The 20,085-nt window shown below is 45.4% G+C and carries 20 protein-coding genes; 10 read left to right on the forward strand and 10 right to left on the reverse strand.

What is annotated here, in order from left to right; translation table 11 throughout:
• Positions 1 to 128 precede the first annotated feature (128 nt).
• The 7 genes from ACE1CD_RS21255 to ACE1CD_RS21285 all read right to left on the reverse strand — a co-directional run bounded on the left by ACE1CD_RS21255 (position 129) and on the right by ACE1CD_RS21285 (position 8,506).
• Complete coding sequence (locus ACE1CD_RS21255) at positions 129 to 557, reverse strand: hypothetical protein (protein ID WP_374799647.1); 429 nt, start codon at positions 555 to 557, stop codon at positions 129 to 131.
• Positions 558 to 650: 93 nt separating this feature from the next.
• Complete coding sequence (locus tag ACE1CD_RS21260) at positions 651 to 959, reverse strand: hypothetical protein (RefSeq protein ID WP_374826167.1); 309 nt, start codon at positions 957 to 959, stop codon at positions 651 to 653.
• A gap of 550 nt (positions 960 to 1,509) precedes the next feature.
• Complete coding sequence (locus tag ACE1CD_RS21265) at positions 1,510 to 3,474, reverse strand: FHA domain-containing protein (RefSeq protein ID WP_374826168.1); 1,965 nt, start codon at positions 3,472 to 3,474, stop codon at positions 1,510 to 1,512.
• Entirely contained in the window at positions 3,471 to 4,004 is a 534-nt protein-coding gene (locus ACE1CD_RS21270) for an FHA domain-containing protein (RefSeq protein ID WP_374799653.1), read from the reverse strand. The genes ACE1CD_RS21265 and ACE1CD_RS21270 overlap by 4 nt, the downstream gene beginning before the upstream one ends.
• A gap of 32 nt (positions 4,005 to 4,036) precedes the next feature.
• Positions 4,037 to 4,699, reverse strand: coding sequence for a deoxyribonuclease V (gene nfi / locus ACE1CD_RS21275; protein WP_374799655.1), 663 nt, complete (start codon positions 4,697 to 4,699; stop codon positions 4,037 to 4,039).
• A 32-nt stretch (positions 4,700 to 4,731) separates the two neighbouring features.
• Positions 4,732 to 7,143, reverse strand: coding sequence for an ABC transporter substrate-binding protein (locus ACE1CD_RS21280; RefSeq protein WP_374826169.1), 2,412 nt, complete (start codon positions 7,141 to 7,143; stop codon positions 4,732 to 4,734).
• 85 nt (positions 7,144 to 7,228) lie between these two features.
• Positions 7,229 to 8,506, reverse strand: coding sequence for an NB-ARC domain-containing protein (locus ACE1CD_RS21285; RefSeq protein ID WP_374826170.1), 1,278 nt, complete (start codon positions 8,504 to 8,506; stop codon positions 7,229 to 7,231).
• 188 nt (positions 8,507 to 8,694) lie between these two features.
• Here ACE1CD_RS21285 and ACE1CD_RS21290 point away from each other — a divergent pair, with 188 nt between their 5' ends.
• The 5 genes from ACE1CD_RS21290 (at position 8,695) to ACE1CD_RS21310 (ending at position 12,675) form a co-directional block, all read left to right on the forward strand.
• The gene (locus ACE1CD_RS21290; protein ID WP_374826171.1) at positions 8,695 to 10,095 is read left to right on the forward strand and encodes a TPM domain-containing protein; all 1,401 of its coding nucleotides are present in this window, start codon (positions 8,695 to 8,697) and stop codon (positions 10,093 to 10,095) included.
• The gene (locus tag ACE1CD_RS21295) at positions 10,049 to 10,246 is read left to right on the forward strand and encodes a hypothetical protein (RefSeq protein WP_374826172.1); all 198 of its coding nucleotides are present in this window, start codon (positions 10,049 to 10,051) and stop codon (positions 10,244 to 10,246) included. The genes ACE1CD_RS21290 and ACE1CD_RS21295 overlap by 47 nt, the downstream gene beginning before the upstream one ends.
• Before the next feature lie 220 nt (positions 10,247 to 10,466).
• The gene (locus tag ACE1CD_RS21300) at positions 10,467 to 11,306 is read left to right on the forward strand and encodes a prohibitin family protein (RefSeq protein WP_374799665.1); all 840 of its coding nucleotides are present in this window, start codon (positions 10,467 to 10,469) and stop codon (positions 11,304 to 11,306) included.
• Entirely contained in the window at positions 11,303 to 12,121 is an 819-nt protein-coding gene (locus ACE1CD_RS21305; protein WP_374799667.1) for a prohibitin family protein, read from the forward strand. The genes ACE1CD_RS21300 and ACE1CD_RS21305 overlap by 4 nt, the downstream gene beginning before the upstream one ends.
• Entirely contained in the window at positions 12,118 to 12,675 is a 558-nt protein-coding gene (locus ACE1CD_RS21310) for a hypothetical protein (protein ID WP_374799669.1), read from the forward strand. Before ACE1CD_RS21305 ends, ACE1CD_RS21310 begins: the two co-directional genes overlap by 4 nt.
• Positions 12,676 to 12,742: 67 nt before the next feature.
• Here ACE1CD_RS21310 and prmA read toward each other — a convergent pair whose 3' ends face one another.
• Entirely contained in the window at positions 12,743 to 13,633 is an 891-nt protein-coding gene (prmA, locus tag ACE1CD_RS21315; protein ID WP_374799671.1) for a 50S ribosomal protein L11 methyltransferase, read from the reverse strand.
• A gap of 46 nt (positions 13,634 to 13,679) precedes the next feature.
• On the opposite strand from prmA, the gene ACE1CD_RS21320 reads away from it, so the two are divergent.
• Positions 13,680 to 13,808, forward strand: coding sequence for a hypothetical protein (locus tag ACE1CD_RS21320; protein WP_374799673.1), 129 nt, complete (start codon positions 13,680 to 13,682; stop codon positions 13,806 to 13,808).
• Between the two features lie 51 nt (positions 13,809 to 13,859).
• Here the strand turns inward: ACE1CD_RS21320 and serA are convergent, their stop codons facing one another.
• Positions 13,860 to 15,440: a phosphoglycerate dehydrogenase gene (gene serA, locus ACE1CD_RS21325; protein WP_374799675.1), complete on the reverse strand. Its 1,581-nt coding sequence runs from the start codon at positions 15,438 to 15,440 to the stop codon at positions 13,860 to 13,862.
• A 296-nt stretch (positions 15,441 to 15,736) separates the two neighbouring features.
• Between serA and ACE1CD_RS21330 the strand changes: the two genes are divergently transcribed.
• Both ACE1CD_RS21330 and ACE1CD_RS21335 read left to right on the forward strand, forming a co-directional pair.
• Positions 15,737 to 16,246 carry a hypothetical protein gene (locus ACE1CD_RS21330; RefSeq protein ID WP_374799677.1) on the forward strand — a complete coding sequence of 170 codons (510 nt, stop codon included), beginning with the start codon at positions 15,737 to 15,739 and terminating at the stop codon, positions 16,244 to 16,246.
• 37 nt (positions 16,247 to 16,283) lie between these two features.
• Entirely contained in the window at positions 16,284 to 17,063 is a 780-nt protein-coding gene (locus ACE1CD_RS21335; protein ID WP_374826173.1) for a photosystem II S4 domain protein, read from the forward strand.
• A 180-nt stretch (positions 17,064 to 17,243) separates the two neighbouring features.
• Here the strand turns inward: ACE1CD_RS21335 and cysC are convergent, their stop codons facing one another.
• Positions 17,244 to 17,780 (reverse strand): adenylyl-sulfate kinase, encoded by a 537-nt coding sequence (gene cysC / locus ACE1CD_RS21340; protein WP_374826174.1) that lies wholly within the window; start codon positions 17,778 to 17,780, stop codon positions 17,244 to 17,246.
• Positions 17,781 to 18,104: 324 nt separating this feature from the next.
• Here cysC and ACE1CD_RS21345 point away from each other — a divergent pair, with 324 nt between their 5' ends.
• Positions 18,105 to 19,460, forward strand: a complete 1,356-nt coding sequence (locus ACE1CD_RS21345; RefSeq protein WP_374826175.1) for a hypothetical protein — start codon at positions 18,105 to 18,107, stop codon at positions 19,458 to 19,460.
• 226 nt (positions 19,461 to 19,686) lie between these two features.
• Positions 19,687 to 19,932, forward strand: coding sequence for a hypothetical protein (locus ACE1CD_RS21350; RefSeq protein WP_190471678.1), 246 nt, complete (start codon positions 19,687 to 19,689; stop codon positions 19,930 to 19,932).
• Positions 19,933 to 20,085: the final 153 nt, after the last annotated feature.

The following is a 20,085-nucleotide window of genomic DNA, read 5'->3' on the forward strand; positions in this document are numbered from 1 at the left end:
GCTGGCTGAGTAAATTTTTGTTACCGAATCGAGCGATCGCCCGATGTTGGTACAGATCGATCGGCAACAAAATCTGACATTTATGCTAATCTAAAATCCTCTCATCCAAAATCTAAAATCCAAAATTCTTACAGCCACTGTCCGCCCCGAAAACGCCAATGGGGAAATAAAATCCGCATAATAGTTTGCGAAGCTAAATACACACCCAGCCATACCAAACTGTAATGTCCGATAAACTGAGAGATCCCTATATTTTTAACCCCCGGTAGAGGCAACGGTAAAATTTTGACAATTAATATCAAAAATATCGCTTCCCAGATCCCAGCCAGCAATTGAAACGCTCCCGGCCAATCTCTATCCCAGCGGAACTTTTGCAGATAATTATAAACAATATCCCAACCCAAACCAAAAATTGCAATATATCCAATTACCCAAAAATAAGCAGAGTCGGCACCAGAGCCGATAATGCCCAAAGCAAAGGGCAATGTTATTGCCAGACCCACAGTGCCGAACAGTAATAAACGAGTTTGCCAACGGCCAAAAAGTGTAGGAGTCATTTTGACATTCCCTCAGCTACTGTGTAGATGTGTAGGGATTTTATCTTAACGTGAATTTAGATAAAGTTTTTGATTTTTAATTGATTTATGGGGTTAATGCTGCACCTTTAGTTGTGGCATTTCGTACTGGTGCGTAGTTTGCAAATAGCCTTCATAGATTTTACCTACTTCTAGGCGATCGGTACATCGCACCCAAACAGAATGGCCGATCACCGGTAACCCCATCAGTTGAGACATCATGGATGCTTCTTCCGGGTCGGCAACACAGCCAATGCCAAAGTGGCTCGCTAGACGCCTGATGGTCAAATCTTCAAGGAGATAACTGCTGCCGATTTCAGCTTCTTTACACTGGTAGCGTCTCACTGGCGGTAAAACTTTTTCTAAATTTTTCAATCCCAGCATTTGTAGATCTCCCTTTTTTTCAGTGCAACACGTAAATCTGCTTTATCGTGCGGGTGCAACCTTACACTTAGGTGTGTTGCATTTATAATGCCTGAAACTGTTGGCTTATGGCGTCAAGTACTGATAAAGAACGGGGGAAAAACTTTAAAGTTTTAGTAAAGATGAATTCAAATTGCAGTATCTCTACTGAGATTGAAGTTCGTTGCTATCCTAACTCCATGTTTGCTGCGAAAAATGGGACTACGCAACAATGGAGTATGCTGGAATAGCACGAAGATAATCGACGGAAGAAAAAGCTCAGAGTTCCTTGCATCCGGTCGTCTCTGAGTCAGCAGGGAAGTCAGAGACGAATCGAATTAGGCACTAGCCTCGATTGTGTATTTACGTATCGGTATGTGAAATTTCAATAATTACTAAGTATAAATACTGAATACTATCTTTCTTAAGGAGGATGACAAAAAAGCAAGTGGAAGAGTGGGAGAATTAATTCTTTCCCCTTTTTCCTCTTCTTTTTGACTTTTGACTTTTGATTTTTGACTTTTCTCTAGCATTAGGGCGATCGCATTGTTGCCCACTTAAACCATTGCCATAGAGAACTCAGTGCGTTCAATCGGTGCAATCCGGGTGCGCGGATTGCGGCCAAACTATCAACAGCACAAAGAGCAGCATATTGCAATCCCAAAAAACTATCAACTGCTGCATAGGGGCCACCCAAAGTCATCGCACCGGCGGCATAAATTCTGCCGCGCTGATTTCGCAGATCTACTATTTCAAAATCATCGGCAACGACGAGTCTGCCGTTATCGTGCAAAGGTAGATTGTAGCGATCGACAATATCGGCAAGTAAAGGACTTGCAGTTACATGAGCATCGAGTCCGGTAGCATCGATAATAAAGTCAGCTTCGAGTCGAATTTGCCCTTTTAATCCCTTTTCTTGAATATAAGTAACTGTACGATTTTGACTGTTGTCGCGTTCTACTTTTTCCACTTCGCCAAACGTAATTTGATACCAACCTTCACTCAATCCTTGCTGCACAATACGTTTCCAATCGCGTCGATCGGCTGTAGTTGTACCGCCCCAAGCTGCCAGCAATTCCTGACGTTTTTGCGAATTGGCTTTGGCCAACATTTCGCGCAATTCGCCTCCCCAACAAGCTTTCGGCCAGTTAAACGGTTGAAATTCGTAGTGATTGTCTACTTGACGTTGTGCGGAACCGAATTTGTTACCTTGGGGTTTGGGCGATCGCATCAAATGCAGCAACGAAATCAGCTTGTTTTTCTGCCGCGCTTCGTAAATTCTTTGCACAATTCGAGAAGCGACAATGCCGCGACCGCGAATCAGTACCGTACCGCCATACTGTTCTAAATGTTGATAAACGCGATCGTGCGGTTCGTAAGCGTTCACCACCGCTTCAAAATCACCAGTCTTTTCCCGATAAGCTTTGAGGTCTGGAAGGAATTGAATTGCCGGATAGCCTGTGGCAAGCTGGACATATTGCGCGATTAACAAACGGTAGTCTGGCGCAGCGCTACTGGAACGACGACGGGAATAAGCTATAGCATATCTGCCATCAGAAGTTTTGCGAATTGCCCTGACGCTACCGTAACGAAAGATTTGTTCCCAACCGATTCGTTGCGCTTCGCGATCGATCGCATCGAACACATTGCCAGAACGAGGTGTATAAGTTTGGGCAAATGTCGGTTCGGTAAATACCTGCCACAAATATCCCAAAGCATCGCCCACTTTTCCTTTAATTAGATCGTGCCAAACTTCCCGCAAAGCATAGCTAGGCCAACCCCAAATATTATCGGGACAGGAATCGGAATTCGATCGCAATCTTTCGTGCAGGGGAATTTGAGAATTCATGCACAATCTTCTATAACGAGCATAAGGCTTTTCTTCCATTCCCAAAGCAGCAATTCGATCGATTTTCACCCCAGAAATTCGCAGCAAATCCACCCAAACAAAGCTACCCAATCCAGCGCCAATCGCAGCATAATCAATTTCTTCCACTGGTAAACCTGTGGCGTGAAGTGCTTGCACAGATACCTGAGATTGCTGAAACGCTGGTGGCGGAAAAGTGCTGCCGGTAGGGGTTGCAACTGGGGGTTGATTCAGGCGAGGGTCTGGTAAATCGGTATCTGGGTGAAAATTAATCGTGGAGATGGATGGACTGACGACGAAGGAAATCGTAATTTGATAGGGGCCAATTTGGAGGATATCCCCATTTGCCAGTGTAGTTCGCGTTTGGCGCTGACCGTTGACAAAAGTGCCGTTTTGACTGTTTCGATCGATCGCGACCAAACTACCTTGTTCTTCGTCGATCGAGACATGGTAGCGAGACACTTCCGGATTGTCAAACACGATCCGAGAAACGCGCCTTCCTCCCAGTTCGCTTGGCATTTGGGCAAATTCGCGTCCCAGTGCGATCGGGACAGCTAATAAGGGTTCTCGTCGCTGTCCTGTGGCTGGGTCTTCCCAGCTAAGACGAATTTGCAAAGGTTGTGGATTCATAGTTCCGTGGAAGTCATGAGAACGCTTGCGGCTGCTGCTAAGGAAGTACCGCACCAAAGACATCCCAAATCTAACCGTTCGTAGGGCGAAATGCGATCGCATTTGGGACACCGCAAACCATAAGTTTGATTTGCAGAAGGAACCTGAGATGGGTGTATGGGAGGGGAAAGTAAAATTGTGGGCGGAACGCTGCTTTCCTCTATATTTACCCCAGTCACTTTGACTTCTGTTTCTCCTAGATGAAAAACGCTACCTTGGCTTAAAGCTACCTCACCAGCGACGAGTTGGTTGCCATTCACCAAGGGAGGATTGCTTTCGCGCAAGTTTCGCAGGTAAAACTGTTGCTGCTGGGAGTTAAAAAATATCTCTACGTGCAATCCGGAGACTGTCGGGTGGGTCAGCACGATATCGCACCGTAGGGAATCGCGACCCAGCCGGACGGTTCCCGGATTTTTGCTTAGCTGTCGATCGCGAATTATTTGCTTTCTCAGATGACCTGCTTCTTGCCACTCTATACTTAGTTCGTTCATTATCCCCGCCTTTTAATATTTCTTCTATTGATTTATCGGTTTGATGCCAATTTATCAGCTAAGCGCGTTGTTTCCGGTAATTTATATTTGGTAGTGCAACGCATCACATAGTCGATCGCAGTCAGTAGACTCACGCGATGTCCGCTAGAAACATAAACAGGTTTAACTCCCATCCGCGTTCGCAAAGCAGCACCGATCGTTTCGCGCCGATGCAGCAGCGGTTTCCATGCACCTCTCTCTAAAGGTAACTCTTCATGCTTACCAACTAATAACGATTTGGCAACGCCAATAGTGGGAATATCTATCAATAATCCCAGATGACAGGCAATGCCAAAACGACGGGGATGGGCAATACCTTGACCGTCGCATAAAATTAAATCCGGTGTAATAGTCAGTTTTTCTAGTGCATCCAACACAGTGGGAACTTCGCGAAATGATAGGAATCCCGGAACGTAAGGAAAAGTGGTGGGACGATATGCGATCGCCTGTTCTTGCAATTGCAAATCCGGAAAACTCAATACTACCACTGCTGCTCTCGTTATGCTACCCGAATCCTGAAAACCCGCATCCACGCCTGCAACGTATTGTACTGTTGCCAACTCGTCAGAAGTAATTACCTCTTTTGCCAGTTCTTGCTGAATGGGAATTGCTTCTTCAGCAGTGAGAGGCCAATCATGCCGTTGATTAATCTTCATTTTCCTCTTTCATAAACGAACAGCGAGCAAATTTATTCAGGAAAAGTGGATTTTGAAGCGCACCCTAAGTTTTCAACTTTGGAATATTTGATGGGTACAAATATGTAGCCATAAGGCGAACACTTAGACGCCACGACTTTAACCAATACAACAACTGGTTCCTTGCGATTTCCATTAGATTCAAAACTAACTACCCCTGTTGCTCCAATTGCTTGAAAAGAGGGCTCTGCCAGAACTTGCTGCACATTCAGACGGTTTGGGTGAGAGTTTTTTTGTATAGCTTTTATCAACACCATCACAGCATCATAGCTTAAGGCTGTTCGAGGACTGACTTCCCCTCCCCACAACTTCTCAGTTGAACGGGAAAATTCGCGATTGGGGCTACTCAAGTGATGCCAAGGTACAGCCACGGCGAGGCGTGAGGATGCCTCTGGCCCTACCAATTGTAAGATTTCAGAACCGTAGAGGGTATCTCCTGCCACAATTAAATTACCTTTTCGATTAGCTTTTATTGCTTTCAATGTATTGCCAAAAGTATAAGCACTGGTCTGACCGTCTGGGAGTAAAGCTAGCGCAGTGGCTCCTTGTTTTTGGGCTTGCTCTATGGCAACATCTGCTATGAAGGAAGGATCGGACAAGTCAAAATCTTTAACAACTTGTCCTCCGATTGTACGAAAGCTCCTATGAAATTCATAACGGATAGATTGGCTAAAACTACTCTTGGGATTGTAAAATACGGCAACTTTGCGCTGCTGCACTTGCGTAATTAGGTAGTTAGCTAAAGCTTGGGCACTGACGCGATCGCTAGATGCAGTCCGAAAGAAAAAGTAACTTTTGTTCGATAAATCTTCGGAAGTGCTGGTGGGAGAAACTAATACTAAGTTGCGATCGTAAACATCTAAAGCTGCCAGTGTTACCTCACTTGTGTAATGGCCGATAACGGCGAGAACATCTTTTTTAGATACCAGTGCCTCTGCAATCTTCTTAGCTTTGACAGGCTGATTTTCATCGTTGGCAATTAGCACTTTAATACCCGCTTGACCGGGCTTTCGCTTACTATTGAACTCATCTTGGGCTTGGGCAACTCCTCGCAAAATTTCCAAAGCTGTGTTCAGAGTTTTATCGCCGATCGGAGCGACGACAGCAATGGTATAAGCTTCTGCTTTTTGGGCGGTCAGTCTGGCATTATTTAGATAAATTAATGTTTCCGGGTTATGTCGCTTTTGCCATGCTTTTTCTAGCAAATCAACGGCATTTTTATAGTTATTGGCGAAGAAGGCATCAACTCCTGCTTGTGTTTCCGATAAGGAAAAATATGGAACTAAAATTTCTTCTCCACAACTGAGACTGTCACCTTTAGGAAAACTTTTGAGCGAAATTTTTGCACATCCCTGGACTCCTGTTAAATACCAATAAACGACCGCTGCTGTACCTGTAAGTATCAGAGTCGCTCCTCCCACAATTTCTGGAATAGGAAGGCGACCAATTTTTTTAATGCGTTTTAAAATAAGTTTGGTATTTTTAGGTCTTTTTTTGCAAGAAGGCTCCATTAATTCATCAATCAAACCTAATAGCGATCGCCCCATTAATTTATCAATAAAATTTGACCCAAACTTGGAGATATGAGGGACACTATTTCGCCAAATCAACTTACCCGTCTGAGGATCTTCGTGTAAATCGAGGGGATGTTTACCTGTCAGCAAATGTACAAAAGTTCGCCCCAGCGCAAAGAAATCTGACTGCTGTACAGACCAGCCGCGCAGTTGTTCTGGTGGTGCATAACCTGATGAACCAATCACCGTACCCGTCACATTTTGTTGGTGCAAGTAAGTTTGAGTGAATTCTCGCACTGCTCCGAAGTCAATCAGCACCAGTTTCCCTTCAGGAGTTAACATAATATTGGGCGGCTTAATATCCCGGTGGAAATAATTTTGCTGATGTACTTGATGTAAGATTTCTGCTAGTTGTTTTAACCATTCAAGCGCTAACTCTGACGTTATCGGTTGATTGCCGCGATTTTTTAGCCATGACTGCAAATTAATGCCTTCAATTTTTTCCATCACCAAGCAATGTAATGGTTCTTGGCTATCTTTCGGCCAAAACGGGAATGAAAAGCCTTCGCCTTTAGGTATTCCTGGATAGTTTAACTGACTCAATACCTCAGCTTCTTGCTGAAATAGTTTCACTAGCTTTTCTTTGCTTCTAATATCGGTGATTCCTGCTGTATTTAAAAGTTTTAGGACTTTCACTGTACCGAGATCGTCTACTACGTCAAAAGTCTGAGCAAAGCCTCCCTTGCCTAAAGGTTTAATCACCCGATAGCGTTCTTGCAGTAAAAGTCTTGACCCACAGCTTCTACAGATATTCTCTGTGGAATTCAATGGGTCAGAGGGGTTTGGGCAATTAGGATTGAGGCAATAACTCACCGTAGCTACACCACCCATATTACTTTCTTCTCACCCTAAGAATACAGCGAAGCAGCAGAGCAGGGAAGCGCAACTGCCAGATTATAACATTATAGCGATCGCATCATCTATTAAATCGACTTCTAACATACTTTATAACTATCGGTTGCAGTGTGAAAATCAATTCGCTGTCTGATGGAATTTTTTCAATCAGCGATCGCGTCAATAGCGATTCCAAGACGTAGATTATTTCTGATGTCGATACTTGTGACGGTATATGCTCTCGCAATTGCGAGAGTGACATAAGCTGACCGTTAATCGCCATCTGGTGCATAATCTCTTTTTCTAAAGATGACAATCGCTCAAACTGCTTGTCTAAAATGTCGCTAATATAACCGAGATATATGGTGTTATGTTTTAAAAATTCACCGACTTTGCCATTAAATGAATCTTTGATAACCGCTGCAATAATTTTTAATACTAAAGGATTAGTTGGATATATTTCAACTAATTTACGCCATTTTTCTTGGTCATACAAACCTTTTTCCCTAAATATTTCCAGGGCTTCTGTTTCCTGCAAGCCAGTCAGGGATAACGAACGTACAGGTAGGGTTTCTCCCTCTAGAAAAGCAATTTCTCTGGGTTTCTCGCCGCTGGCTAGTACCAAGCAACTTTGATGGCGTTCTTGCCCCACTCGCTTGATTATCTCAGCAAAAGCTTCATATCCCTCACAATATCGTCCCGCCAATTCGCCACTTTTGAGCGCTGTTTCAAAATCATCTAATATCACCAAACAGCGATGTTTGTGTAAGTAACTTATCAATTTCGATATCTGAGAATCTATGTTGTCTGGTATATCGGTTTTATGTTGGAATAGGAACTTGAGCAAATCTGCGAGAATTGTTTGGATCGATGGGGTATAGCGCAGCGATCGCCAAATGACGTACTCAAACTCATCCTGGATTTCTTCTGCGGTGCGTACAGCCAAAGCAGTTTTGCCAATTCCCTCCATACCCAAAATAGTCACCAGGCGGCATCTATCTTTGACAATCCATTGTTTGAGGGTAGCCAGTTCTTTTGCGCGTCCGTAGAAACTGGGTAAATCCGGTGCAGAGTCCCAATCTAAGCGCTGAGTGCGATTAACTACCTCTTCCCAGTTAAGTCCGAGAATGGTGCAGTAAGCTTGGAAAGCAGCGGCATTGATCGGGCGTTTTCCTGCCAAAAAGCGACTCCAAGTTCCTTCTGAAATCCCCTCAGCTAGATAACCGGTTTTTTCCCAATTGACTCCCAGAAACACACTCGCTGCTTCCAGCCAATTGCGATCGGCTACAGGCCACCCTTTTTTCTCTCTCGCTTGCTTAATTCTTGCCAGTCCCTGCTTAGAAGCTTTGAGCGTGGTCATTCGTGGAAAGGATTTTGGATAAAAGGATTTTGAATAGACCCCACGGATGAATCCGGGTGGCTCTCAAACCAATAACTTCTCGGTCATATATATTATGACTTGGTTGTTGTCAAGATCGACTATAAACCGTAGTTTTACCGATCTTAAGCCGATCTTGGTGCAAACAGGGCAAATCAAAGATTCTAAAGATGCGGGAGGTTAATCAACTCAACCGCAGCAACTTTGCAACACCAGAGGCTAAAGCTGTGAAATTTGTTGCCCTTGCTATCCATCAAACCCTTTGTGTCGGTTTTCTGAGTTTAGCGATCGCTAGCTTTCCCATTCCAAGTAAAGCCATCACCGTACAGGAAGTACCAGGTCCCAGACCAAATGGCTGGGTGACAGATACCATCGACATTCTCAGTCCTGCAACTGAAGCAGAAATCAATCGATCGATTTCACAACTTGAAGCGCAAAATAGCTGTGAAATCATGGTTATAACTGTACCGGAAACTTCACCTTACACCTCTCCGAGAGAATTTGCACTGGCTTGGTTTAAGTACTGGACAATTGGCAAAAAAGGTCTAGACAATGGAGTGCTGCTTTTATATTCCAAAGGTGACGATCGCATTGAAATTGTCACGGGTTGGGGCATTATCGAAATTTTTCCAGACGATCGGGTTGTTAGCCTCATTAAAACTGAGATCCGACCCCGCGTTAATCAAGGTAATTTTAACGGGGCTATGCTGACTGGAACGCAAGAAATCATTAAGGTTTTGCAAACTTACAAACCACATCCAAGCCCTCACACAAATAATCTCGTTTCTACTATTGGACAGCAGTACAATTCACCCTTCAATAGACCTGCTTACGTCTGGATATTGACGGGATGTAGTGCGGTAGTCGCAATTTTTGCTGGTTTAGGAATTACGCGATCGCGTCTTCCAGCATTCATCAAACTTTCCAGCGAACCTCAGCCACTGCGGATATTGGGTTCAGATGAGCATGATAAAGAAATCATTACTTCTTTATATTTATGTTCTTTCAGTTCTGTATTCGCAATCACTTTTCTATTTTTTGGAAATTTTTTTGTGGGAATAATTGCAGCATTACTCAGCTATAATGGCCTTACATACCTATTAGTAAAGGCCCTACATAAAGATAAAAAAAGACAATCAATCCGTCCTCTGCACTGCGCTGATTGCCAACAGCCTTTAAAACAACTAAACTCTACATCGCTGAGCAAACATCTCAGTCCTCCTCAGCAAGCTGCACAAAAACTCGGGCATATAAAATTTGAGGGATGGCGATGCCCGAAGTGCCATCCGGGGCAAACTTCAGGACGAGTCCACCTTCGGGCTTATGTGACGACTTCAGATTCTGAAAAACTCTGCCCTACCTGTCAGGAATTGACAGTATCCAAGTCAATTTCACTTGTGGAAGAGCCTACGTATGTACGAGAAGGAAAGCGCTTGATTACTTACAAATGCCACAGCTGTTCTTATCATAAGCATATCCAACAAATCATCCCTATTCTTAGCAGCAGCGACAGTGGCGGTAGTGATGGCGGTAGCGGTGGTGGCGATGGCGGTGGCGGTGGCGGCGGTTGAGCTAATTTTCTGTCAATGGCGTAACGGAATCGTGTTTTTGCGATCGAGCGAGTCCGGTAATTACGTACTCTCAGACCAGAAACCCGGTTTCTGCGGCGATTTATCGTCGCCAAACCAAATATTTCTCATAGAAACCGGGTTTCTGCGGTGATTTATCGTCGCCAAACCAAATATTTCTCATAGAAACCGGGTTTCCTTGCACAAGTCCTAACCTTTAAACCCCTAACGTTTTTGGCACTCCTTGTTGAAGAAATATTGCTAGCTGCGGAATCATCGTTCTCGGTTTTGTTTGAATAGGTAAGAGCCAGAAATAGTCCAAAAGCCATTTCTAATAATTGGAATACACACCAACATCTCCTAACTATCCAACTATGCCTAACTCCAAAATTAAAGCCGTTGATTCTTTTCCCCTTGTTCTTTACACCGCTGGGGGTATAGCCTTTGTACTAGCAGCTATTATCTTTCGCCCTTTTGCAATTATCAATGCCGGAGAGCGAGGCGTTGTCATGCAATTAGGCAAAGTTCAAAATACGGTTTTAGATGAGGGCATCCACCCAATTATACCAGTAGTGACATCCGTAAAAAGGCTCAGCGTTCGCGTACAAAAGAACGATTTTAACGCAGATGCAGCTTCTAAAGATTTACAGAAAGTTACAGCAGACCTCACCATCAACTGGCATATTAACCCCGCTGAAGTAAATAAAGTTTATCAACGGGTGGGGGATACAGAGCAAATTGTGAATGGGATTATCACTCCCGCCGTGTCAGAAGTTCTCAAAGCAGCAACTGCTAAAAAGACAGCCGAGGAAATTATCACCAAGCGAACACAACTGAAAGAAGAAATCGATAATCGACTCAAAACTCGTTTGCAAGCTTATGGAATTGGAGTGGATGATGTTTCTCTGGTAGATTTTGCTTTTTCTCCTGAGTTTAGTAAAGCTATTGAAGCCAAACAGATAGCCGAACAAGAAGCGAAGCAAGCTGAATATATAGCCTTGAAAGCATCTAAGGAAGCTCAGGCAGAAGTTAACCGCGCCAAAGGTCAAGCGGAAGCACAGAGACTGCTGCGCCAAAATTTAACGCCGCAAATCCTCCAAAAGCAAGCCATAGAAAAATGGGATGGCAAATTCCCGACTGTGATGGGCGGCAACGGTGCGCTACCATTTATTAATGTTAGTCCAGCTAATGTGCCCGCTCAACAAAATAAATGAAATCTAGCAATACTTCTTACATCGCAGCGGCTATACTGCTATTGGTGTTAACAGTTGCGATCGCTTTCAAACCCTTCGTAATTATCAACGCTGGCGAACGCGGCGTAGTCATGCAATTCGGTCACGTCCAAGACAGAGTATTGTCGGAGGGAATCCATGCGATCGTCCCGATTGTCAACACGGTACAAGCTCTCAGCGTCCGCGTCCAAAAACATCAAATTCCCGCTCAAGCAGCATCCAAAGACCTTCAAGATGTCTTCACCGACGTAGCCCTGAACTGGCATATTATACCAGAAAAAGCCAACACAATCTTTCAACAGATTGGCGACGAAACAGAGGTGATAGAGAGGATTATCAACCCGGCAATTGAAGAAGTCCTCAAAGCAGTAATGGCTCTGTACACTGCCGAACAAATTATCACCAGACGCGGAGAAGTAAAAGCAGGCATTGACGAGCAATTGACTGCTCGTTTGGCTCAATACAACATCGGAGTCGATGATATTTCTTTGGTGAATATCCACTTCTCCCAGCGGTTCAGCGAAGCTGTGGAAGCGAAACAAATTGCCGAACAGGAAGCAAAACGGGCAGAATTCGTAGCTTTAAAAGCTACCCAAGAAGCGCAGGCAGAAATCAACCGCGCCAAGGGACAAGCGGAAGCGCAAAGGTTATTGCGGGAAAACTTAACGCCGCTGATTTTGCAAAAGCAGGCGATCGAAAAATGGGACGGTCATTTCCCCACAGTTTTGGGTGGGAATGAAGCGCTGCCTTTTATTAATATTAAGCCAGAGGAATTACCAAGTCAAGCCCAGCCATGAACACACCAAGTCATGCCATCCTCAATCTTTTCTTTTTGGGCAAAAAGTCTCTACCAGAAGCCAATCTTCCCATTTTCATGGGCGCGATTTTACCGGATATTCCCATATTTGTTTTGTACGGATGGGCAAAATTGATGGCGCGGTTGCCAGAAAATCAAATTTGGTCGGAAACTTACTATCAATCTTTTTGGCAAAATATTGTCGCGCTCTTTCATTCCATTCCTTTAGCTTTTTTAGGATGGTTTATTGCTTATAAATTCGGTTGGCAAAAAGTGCAAATCCTTTGCATCAGCATGGTGCTGCATTCTCTTTTGGATTTGCCAGTTCACAACGATGACGCCCATCGGCACTTTTTCCCGTTCAGCAACTATCGATTTATCAGCCCCATTTCTTACTGGGACAAGAAGCATTACGGTGGAATTGTTTCTGTTGTTGAAATATCGTTAGTGCTGTTAGCCTCGTTTCCTGTTTTTAATCTTCTGCAATCTTGGATCGGGAAAGGTTTGCTGATTGCGATCGATCTTTTTTACCTCTACTTCTTCCTCCGCTTATGACAATTACGCTCAGTATCTTCACTGATTTAGATAAAGGTTTTTATGTTTAATTAATTTTTATGATGTCTTAGCCTCGGCGAATATTGAAGCAACACCAATCTTGCCGACGCCAGAGAGTGGCAATCACCCAGCCGTTTTGTTCCAGAACATCAGCAACGGGTTTAGTCTGATCTAGCAAAATACCGCTGAGAATTCCCCAAGAGTTAGGTTTAGCAATTTCGCTCATTTGCGGAATCAAGTCGATAATCACCTCAGCCAGAATATTACAGACAATACCATCTACAGGGCTATCGCTCATCTGCATTACGCGATCGACACTACCCTGTTCCACTATGAGACGCCCAGAAGCAACCTTGTTAAGAGTGCGATTGCTGCGAGCAGAGCGTACTGCGATCGGATCGGTATCGACTGCATAAACCTTTTCGGCACCCAGCAACACCGCCCCAACAGATAGTATTCCCGAACCGCAGCCAATATCCGCCACCACAGCTTGACTTTCCTCAAAACCAAGCCGCATTTCCAACGATTCCAGACAAAGCTGGGTAGTGGCGTGGGTGCCGGTACCAAAAGCAAGACCGGGATCGAGGCGGAGGATAATGCGTTCCGAGTTTGCTGGCACAGGTAACCAGGCGGGGTAAATTAAAAAGCGATCGCCAATTTCTTGCGGTTGCCAATGCGCCTTCCAGCTACTCGACCAATCTTCCTCATCGATAAGATGCCACTTCATCGCTGGCATCAACATACCCAAAACCAACGCATCCTGACGCAACCACAGGGAAAGTGCCGCCAAGTCTAAAAGTTGTGCCTGTTCTTGCGGCAGATAACCTCTCACCAAGCAAGCATGACCCTTCATCTCACTGGCGGTTCCCCGACAGCCAAATTTTTCCAGTCGCCAAAATACAGAATCTTCTAAGGCTTGTTCGCAGAGAATTTGCAGTTCCCACCAGCTGTTTGACATATCAGATTTTAGATTTTAGATTTTGGATTTTAGATTGGGAAGGGTTGTGAGAACCAAAAATTATTGGTTCCGGAGTGAGGGAAGGTTCGATCGGCATCTCGATCGCGATAAAAAAATTGTCGATCGAGATGCCCCTACAATCCAAAATCCTCTCTTGCGAAGGTGGGCATCGTGACGGGAACCCCCAAGACGCCCACTTCGCGCAAAACCCAAAATCCAAAATCGACTAGAGAGCTACCGTATAGGCATCCCGAATTCCCGGAACCTTAAGAATCTCGCTCAAAATTCCTTCCGGTAGGGGATCGTCAAGGCTCAACACCATGACCGCATCCCCGCGCACAATTTTGCGGCCTACTTGCATACTGGCAATATTGACATTAAAACTGCCCAGTAGGGAACCGATTTTGCCGATAATTCCCGGCATATCGCGATGCAAGGTAAACAGCATATGCTGAGCGGGCGGAACGTTGATGGGGAATTCATCGATATCGGTGATCCGAATTTCGCCATCGCCCAACAAAGCGCCGGTAACCGAGTGTTCGCCCAAAGACCCCTTTGCCTGTAGGTGCAGCGAACCGGCATAGTCTCGGATCGAAGCATCGCGGGTTTCGATCACGCGAATTCCCCGCTCTTTCGCTTCGATCGCCGCATTGACGTAGTTGACGCGCTCCCGCAAAGCTTGCGAAAGCAGACCCTTGAGCGATGCTACGACTAACGGCTGACTATCATTGCTTGCCAATTCTCCCTGCATCCGGACATTGAGACTTTCCACTCGTCCGCCAGCCAGTTGACCGACCAAATTGCCCAGAGTTTCCGCCAGTCGCAGGTAGGGTTTGAGCTTTTCCAGAACATCTGGATACAAACCTGGGATATTTACTGCCGACCTTGCCGGTAAACCCAACAGCACATCGCGAATTTGCTCCGCAACGTCAATCGCAACATTGACTTGTGCTTCGGCGGTGGAAGCTCCCAAATGGGGCGTCAGTACAACTTGTTTGCCCAGACTGCGTAGGGCTGATTCACCCAGGGGTTCTGTCTCGAAGACATCCAATGCCGCACCAGCAATTTTACCTTGTTGCAGAGCTTCTGCTAAAGCCGCTTCATCAATTATTCCACCTCTAGCGCAGTTGACAATCCGAGCTGTCGGTTTCATTTTGGCAAGAGCTGCGGCGTTAATTAAGTGAGTGGTTTCTGGCGTCTTCGGCATATGCAGGGTGATGTAGTCGGCTTCCCGCAGCAGCAAATCCAGTTCCACCAGGCGACAGCCGAGCTGTTCGGCTCTTTCGCTAGAAATATACGGGTCAAAGGCCATTACCTTCATACCCAACGCCCGCGCTACGGTGGCTACGTGGGAGCCAATTTTACCCAAACCGACAACGCCCAGATTTTTTTTGTAAACTTCTGTACCGATATAGCTCTTGCGATCCCACTTGTTGCTTTTTACCGACTGGTTAGCTTCTGGGATATAACGCGAGAGGGCTAGCATCATCGCGAGTGCGTGTTCTGCTGCTGCAATGGTGTTGCCTTCCGGAGAGTTGACGACGACAATGCCCTGCCTTGTCGCCGCAGGCACATCCACATTATCCACGCCAACACCCGCTCGCCCAATAATTTTGAGCTGCGTGCCAGCTTCGATCACTGCCTTGGTGACGCGAGTTTCAGAACGGATCATCAGCGCGTTGTACTCTGGGACGATCCGGATTAATTCTTCAGCTGGCAAGCCGGTTTTTACATCAACTTGGGCTACCTGAGATAAGATATCGATGCCAGCTTGGTCTATTGAATCGGAGACGAGAACCTTGGACATGGTTAGTAAGTGAGTTTAGAGCGGGAAACTTGTCCCGCCAACAATTTGGAACAGGCAGTAACTTTCGTCTCTGCCGGTAGAGATAGAGGATGGGTGTCTTTGAATTTAGCTCCTGCGGCGACTCAAAAATGTTGCCGTCGCATCAGTCGGATCTTGGTCTGGAGGCTGTTTCCATGCTCTGATGCGCTTGTTGCCACCATCGGAAATCTCTACAGTAGGTCATTCTAACGGTAAAATGGTATGGCCACGGCTAATCGCCAGAAAGTTTTTATCCTTTGTTTTAGCTACGCAGGTGTATGAATTATCTCTTTGCCGTATTGGCAGACCGCATTCAGGCAGAAGAAGCTTACTCGGCTTTAGAAAAAGAAGGCTTACCGATGGACAAAGTGAGCATTCTCGGCAGGGGATACAAAAGTGCTGATGAGTTTGGGTTGATCGATCCCAACCAACAAGCTAAAAAGCAAGCGACGCTGATGTCATATTGGTTGGTGCCGTTTGGCTTTGTGGCAGGTCTAGCTTTTAGCCTGCAAACTAATTTAAACACCTTTGCTTGGGCGGGCGAAATCGGCAATCACGTTATAGGTGGCCTTTTGGGTGCTATCGCTGGATTGATGGGCAGTATTTTTGTCGGTGGTGGCAGTGGTTTGTTGTTTGGTAGCGGTGATGCTTTACCTTACCGCAATCGTTTGAATGAGGGAAAATATTTAATTGTGGTTCGAGGTTCTGAAAGTCTGACGCGGGAAGCTACCCGGATACTGCGTCAATTTGAGCCAGAAAATATCCAAGGTTACGCGGCTGATAGCTAAGAGATTCCAGAGCAAATCTACAATCTAAAATCAAACGATGTTACCGAGGGAAGAACTTTTAAAGGGAATCGAAAATCGAGACTCTGCTGCTAGAGTAATTGACCTGGCGGAACAGGCGATCAAAACTTGGGAAATTGTGTTTACCGATTTTCTTTCGCCACCGGAACTGGCGGAGATTAAGCAGATGTTCGATCGCTTGACGGAAGTGCATCTGCTGGCATGGGGCGGTTATCCGCAAGCAGAACGTCAACGAGTGGCGATTGCGCGATCGGAACTTCCTCTCGATCCGTCTGGGGTAGAGTTAGCAGCGTTAGAAATTGCCGGTAATTTTCTCTTCGATCCTGCCAGTCACCGCGATTTTCTGGGTGCGATGTTGGGATGTGGTATTGTGCGGGATAAAACCGGCGATATTATTGTGTTGGGAGAGCGAGGAGCCCAAGTAATTGTAGTTCCAGAAATGGTGGCATACTTGGCAGAACATCTCACGCAAGTGCGATCGGTGCCGGTGAAAACGCAGGGCATTGAATTGAGCGCTCTGAAGATTAAGGAACCGAAAAAGAAAGAGCTAACAACGGTAGAGGCATCTTTGCGACTGGATGCGATCGCCTCAGCCGGTTTTGGGATGTCCCGCAGTAAAATGGTCGATTTAATTGATGGCGGTGATGTGCGAGTCAACTGGAAAGAAGTTAACTCTGCCAGCTACCAAGTAAAATCCGGAGATTTAATCGCTGTCAGCGGCAAAGGACGCCTCCAAGTTGGTGAAGTGGCAACTACTAAAAAAGACCGCTATCGAGTTCAATTAACTCGTTATATGTAAGAAACTGGGGGAAAGTCAAAAGTCAAAAGTTAAAACTTAAAAGTCAAAAAGAAAAGGCAAAACGAAGGGAAAAATATTAATTCCGATCCGGATGCCCCTCTTCCGGAAGCCCTGACTCCTAACGCATAACCCATTTTTTTCTTTTGACTTTTGACTTTTGACTTTTGACTTTTCTAGTCCCTAGTTCACATTAATATAACCCGCAGATTCGAGCTTGTGTAAAACTTTAGCTACACTTTCTTCCACACTTTCGATGTCGGTGTGACATTCCACATCCGGGTTAGCTGGCACTTCGTAAGGATCGTCAATACCGGTGAAGTGCTGAATTTGTCCGGCGCGTGCTTTTTTATAAAGTCCTTTGACATCCCGTTGTTCGCATACTGCTAAAGGCGCATTCACGTATACTTCAATAAAATCGCCAATTCGTTGCTTTACTTCGTGCCGCATTTCGCGATAAGGAGAAATAGCCGAAACCAAAACAATAACGCCATTTCTGGTCAATAAATGAGCTACGAAACCAATGCGGCGGATGTTCTCGTCGCGGTCTTCCTTAGTAAAACCCAAACCCTTCGTCAAGTTCTCGCGCACTATGTCGCCGTCCAGAATTTCTATGCCATAACCGCGATCGCGCAGCTCCTTTTCCACTGCGCGACTGATCGTAGTTTTACCAGCACCGCTCAAACCGGTAAACCATACTGTCACACCAAGTTGTTTCATATTTTCTATTCGTCTCCAGAGATAAGTCAATCAATTTTAATCTGAGCGAAACACCCTGCTACATCTTAATTTGCGAATTCAGAAACTCGGTATTTATTCCCAAGTTTTTTGAAAAGCTTTACAGGAACTTTGTTTCTCCCTCACAAAAGTGTCCTGACGGGCAACTAGGTAGTTTCCGATCGCTTTCTACAACCGTAGTATTACGCATACTCTGGGGAAACCAAAGTGATCTCGGTCAGGTGGACAAGAGATACTGTTCCCAAAGCAGCGATCGAGTGAGACAATGAACTTATGGCTGATTAAATCGCTTTGGTAAAATACCATATGCCTCGTCTGTACGATCGCGCCTTTGCAATTATGGCTGCGGAAGTCAAAAAATGCTCTGAAGGAGTTATAGCGGGAGAAGTACAGCGAAACATTGTGTTGAAGCGACTGGAAAGGTTGCGATCGCAAGCAGGCGCACCTCTTTCTTACGCAGAATTGCGGGAGACGGTGATAGATTTTTTTCCTAACTTTAGCGAAAAAGTTCTCAAGCAAGCCGCCAAAGTCAACCGTCCGCCGGGTGCGTGGAGCAAAATCAAATTTGCGGTTGTGCTTTTGGCGGGATCGGCGGGAGCAATTTGGGTGTTGAATTTACCGTATCCGATGATTCGCTGGCCGGTGGCGCGGACAATACCAATTGTGCTATTACCCAGCTATATGAGCATGGATTATCACTATCGGCGGGCGATCGCATCAGTCGAACAAGCCGATCAGTTGGTAAATCAAGCTACCAGTACAGCTGACTTGGATTTGGGTGCAGAGAAAGTCAAAGAAGCTCAAAAACATCTGGATGCTTTACCAGTTTGGTTTTTAGATTATTGGCCTAAATATACCGCTTGGTTTGGTTGGCGCTTTACTTTCGATGAGTTTAAAGCAGCCAGAGCGAATGTGGGACGAATGGAAGCCAAAATATTTCAAGAAAAGCAAGCCCAAACGCTGTTGGAACAAGCAGAACAGGCGCTTCAGGAAGGGAAGCGGCAATACGTACAGGCGTCAACAGTTGCAGAGAGGGAAAAAGCGATCGCAGCATGGCAAGCAGCATTAGATCGAATAGAGCAAATACCGCAGGAAACGTTCGTAGGAAGAACATCAAGAACTAAATTAGCAGCGTATCAGCGAGATTTCGAGCAAGTTGCTCGCATAACTGCAAAGACTGCTAGAACCGGAACATTAATGGAAGCTGCACAGCAATTTGCGATGGCGGCGGCGCAAATGAGTCAAAATCCGCCACATCCTGTAAGTAAATGGCAGGAAGTGCAAAAATTGTGGGAACAGGCGATCGATCGGCTGGAAGCAGTGCGAGTGAAAGACTCTGGTTATGTAGAAGCGCAAAAGCTACTGGCGAAATACCAGACAGACTTAGGAACTGTAAGAACTAGGGTGCAAATGGAACAAGCGTCAGTAGATGCTTTAGAACAAGCTAAACAGCAAATCGAATCCTTACTTGCGGCTTCCGGCAATGCTTACTCAGTCGATCGCAATCGTACGATCAGCCAGATCCAAAGTATTATTTATCAATTGCAAAGGGTTGAACGAGGAACGACCGCTTATGCAGAAGCACAACAGCTGCTGAGATCGGCCCAAAACAAGCTCAACCAAATTACACAACCTGCCTCCCGCAGTAATTTAGCCAAATGAACTGCTGCAATACTTTGCATTATTTAACATAACTTTGGTACTGTTGTCAGTATTGTCAACCTGACGTTTGTCAGCTTAGGCGTGCTAGCTTCAAAATAAGGATTTGCGGTTTGGTTTAGTTTGAATCCCGCACAAGGATCGATCGGATTGCGAACTTCCAAGCCCATTAAACCTTACCATACACTTAGGCGATTTCTAGCGACAGGATAAAGAATTGGTATTAACTATGAGTTCACCAGAAATTTACAAAGGTTGGATTATCGAAGCGAGACCAGTGTTTTGCGTCGAAGTCTGGAACTCCGGTGGCAAGTGCTTTATCCCAGTTCACAACGCTAAAAATGAGAAAGAAGCGCTCAAACAAGCCAAGCGTTGGATCGATATGCAAACGGAACCGGAAAATGAGCCACAGCCAGAAATAAGCGATGATTTTCCGCCGCCGGACAATTTTGACGACGATGATATGCCGTTTTAACCACTAAAACGCCAATTATAATGTTTTTCGGCAACTTCTAACAACTTGCCCCCTCGCTCCAAAGCTTCATCCGCCAAGACAACGAGCCATAGTATTAAGTACGTTGTTGGGCGGTGGCCGCCGGGGGCGGAGGCCAGGACCGCCACAAAGGAA

This window comes from Aerosakkonema sp. BLCC-F183 (assembly GCF_041929145.1).
Taxonomy (GTDB): domain Bacteria; phylum Cyanobacteriota; class Cyanobacteriia; order Cyanobacteriales; family Aerosakkonemataceae; genus Aerosakkonema.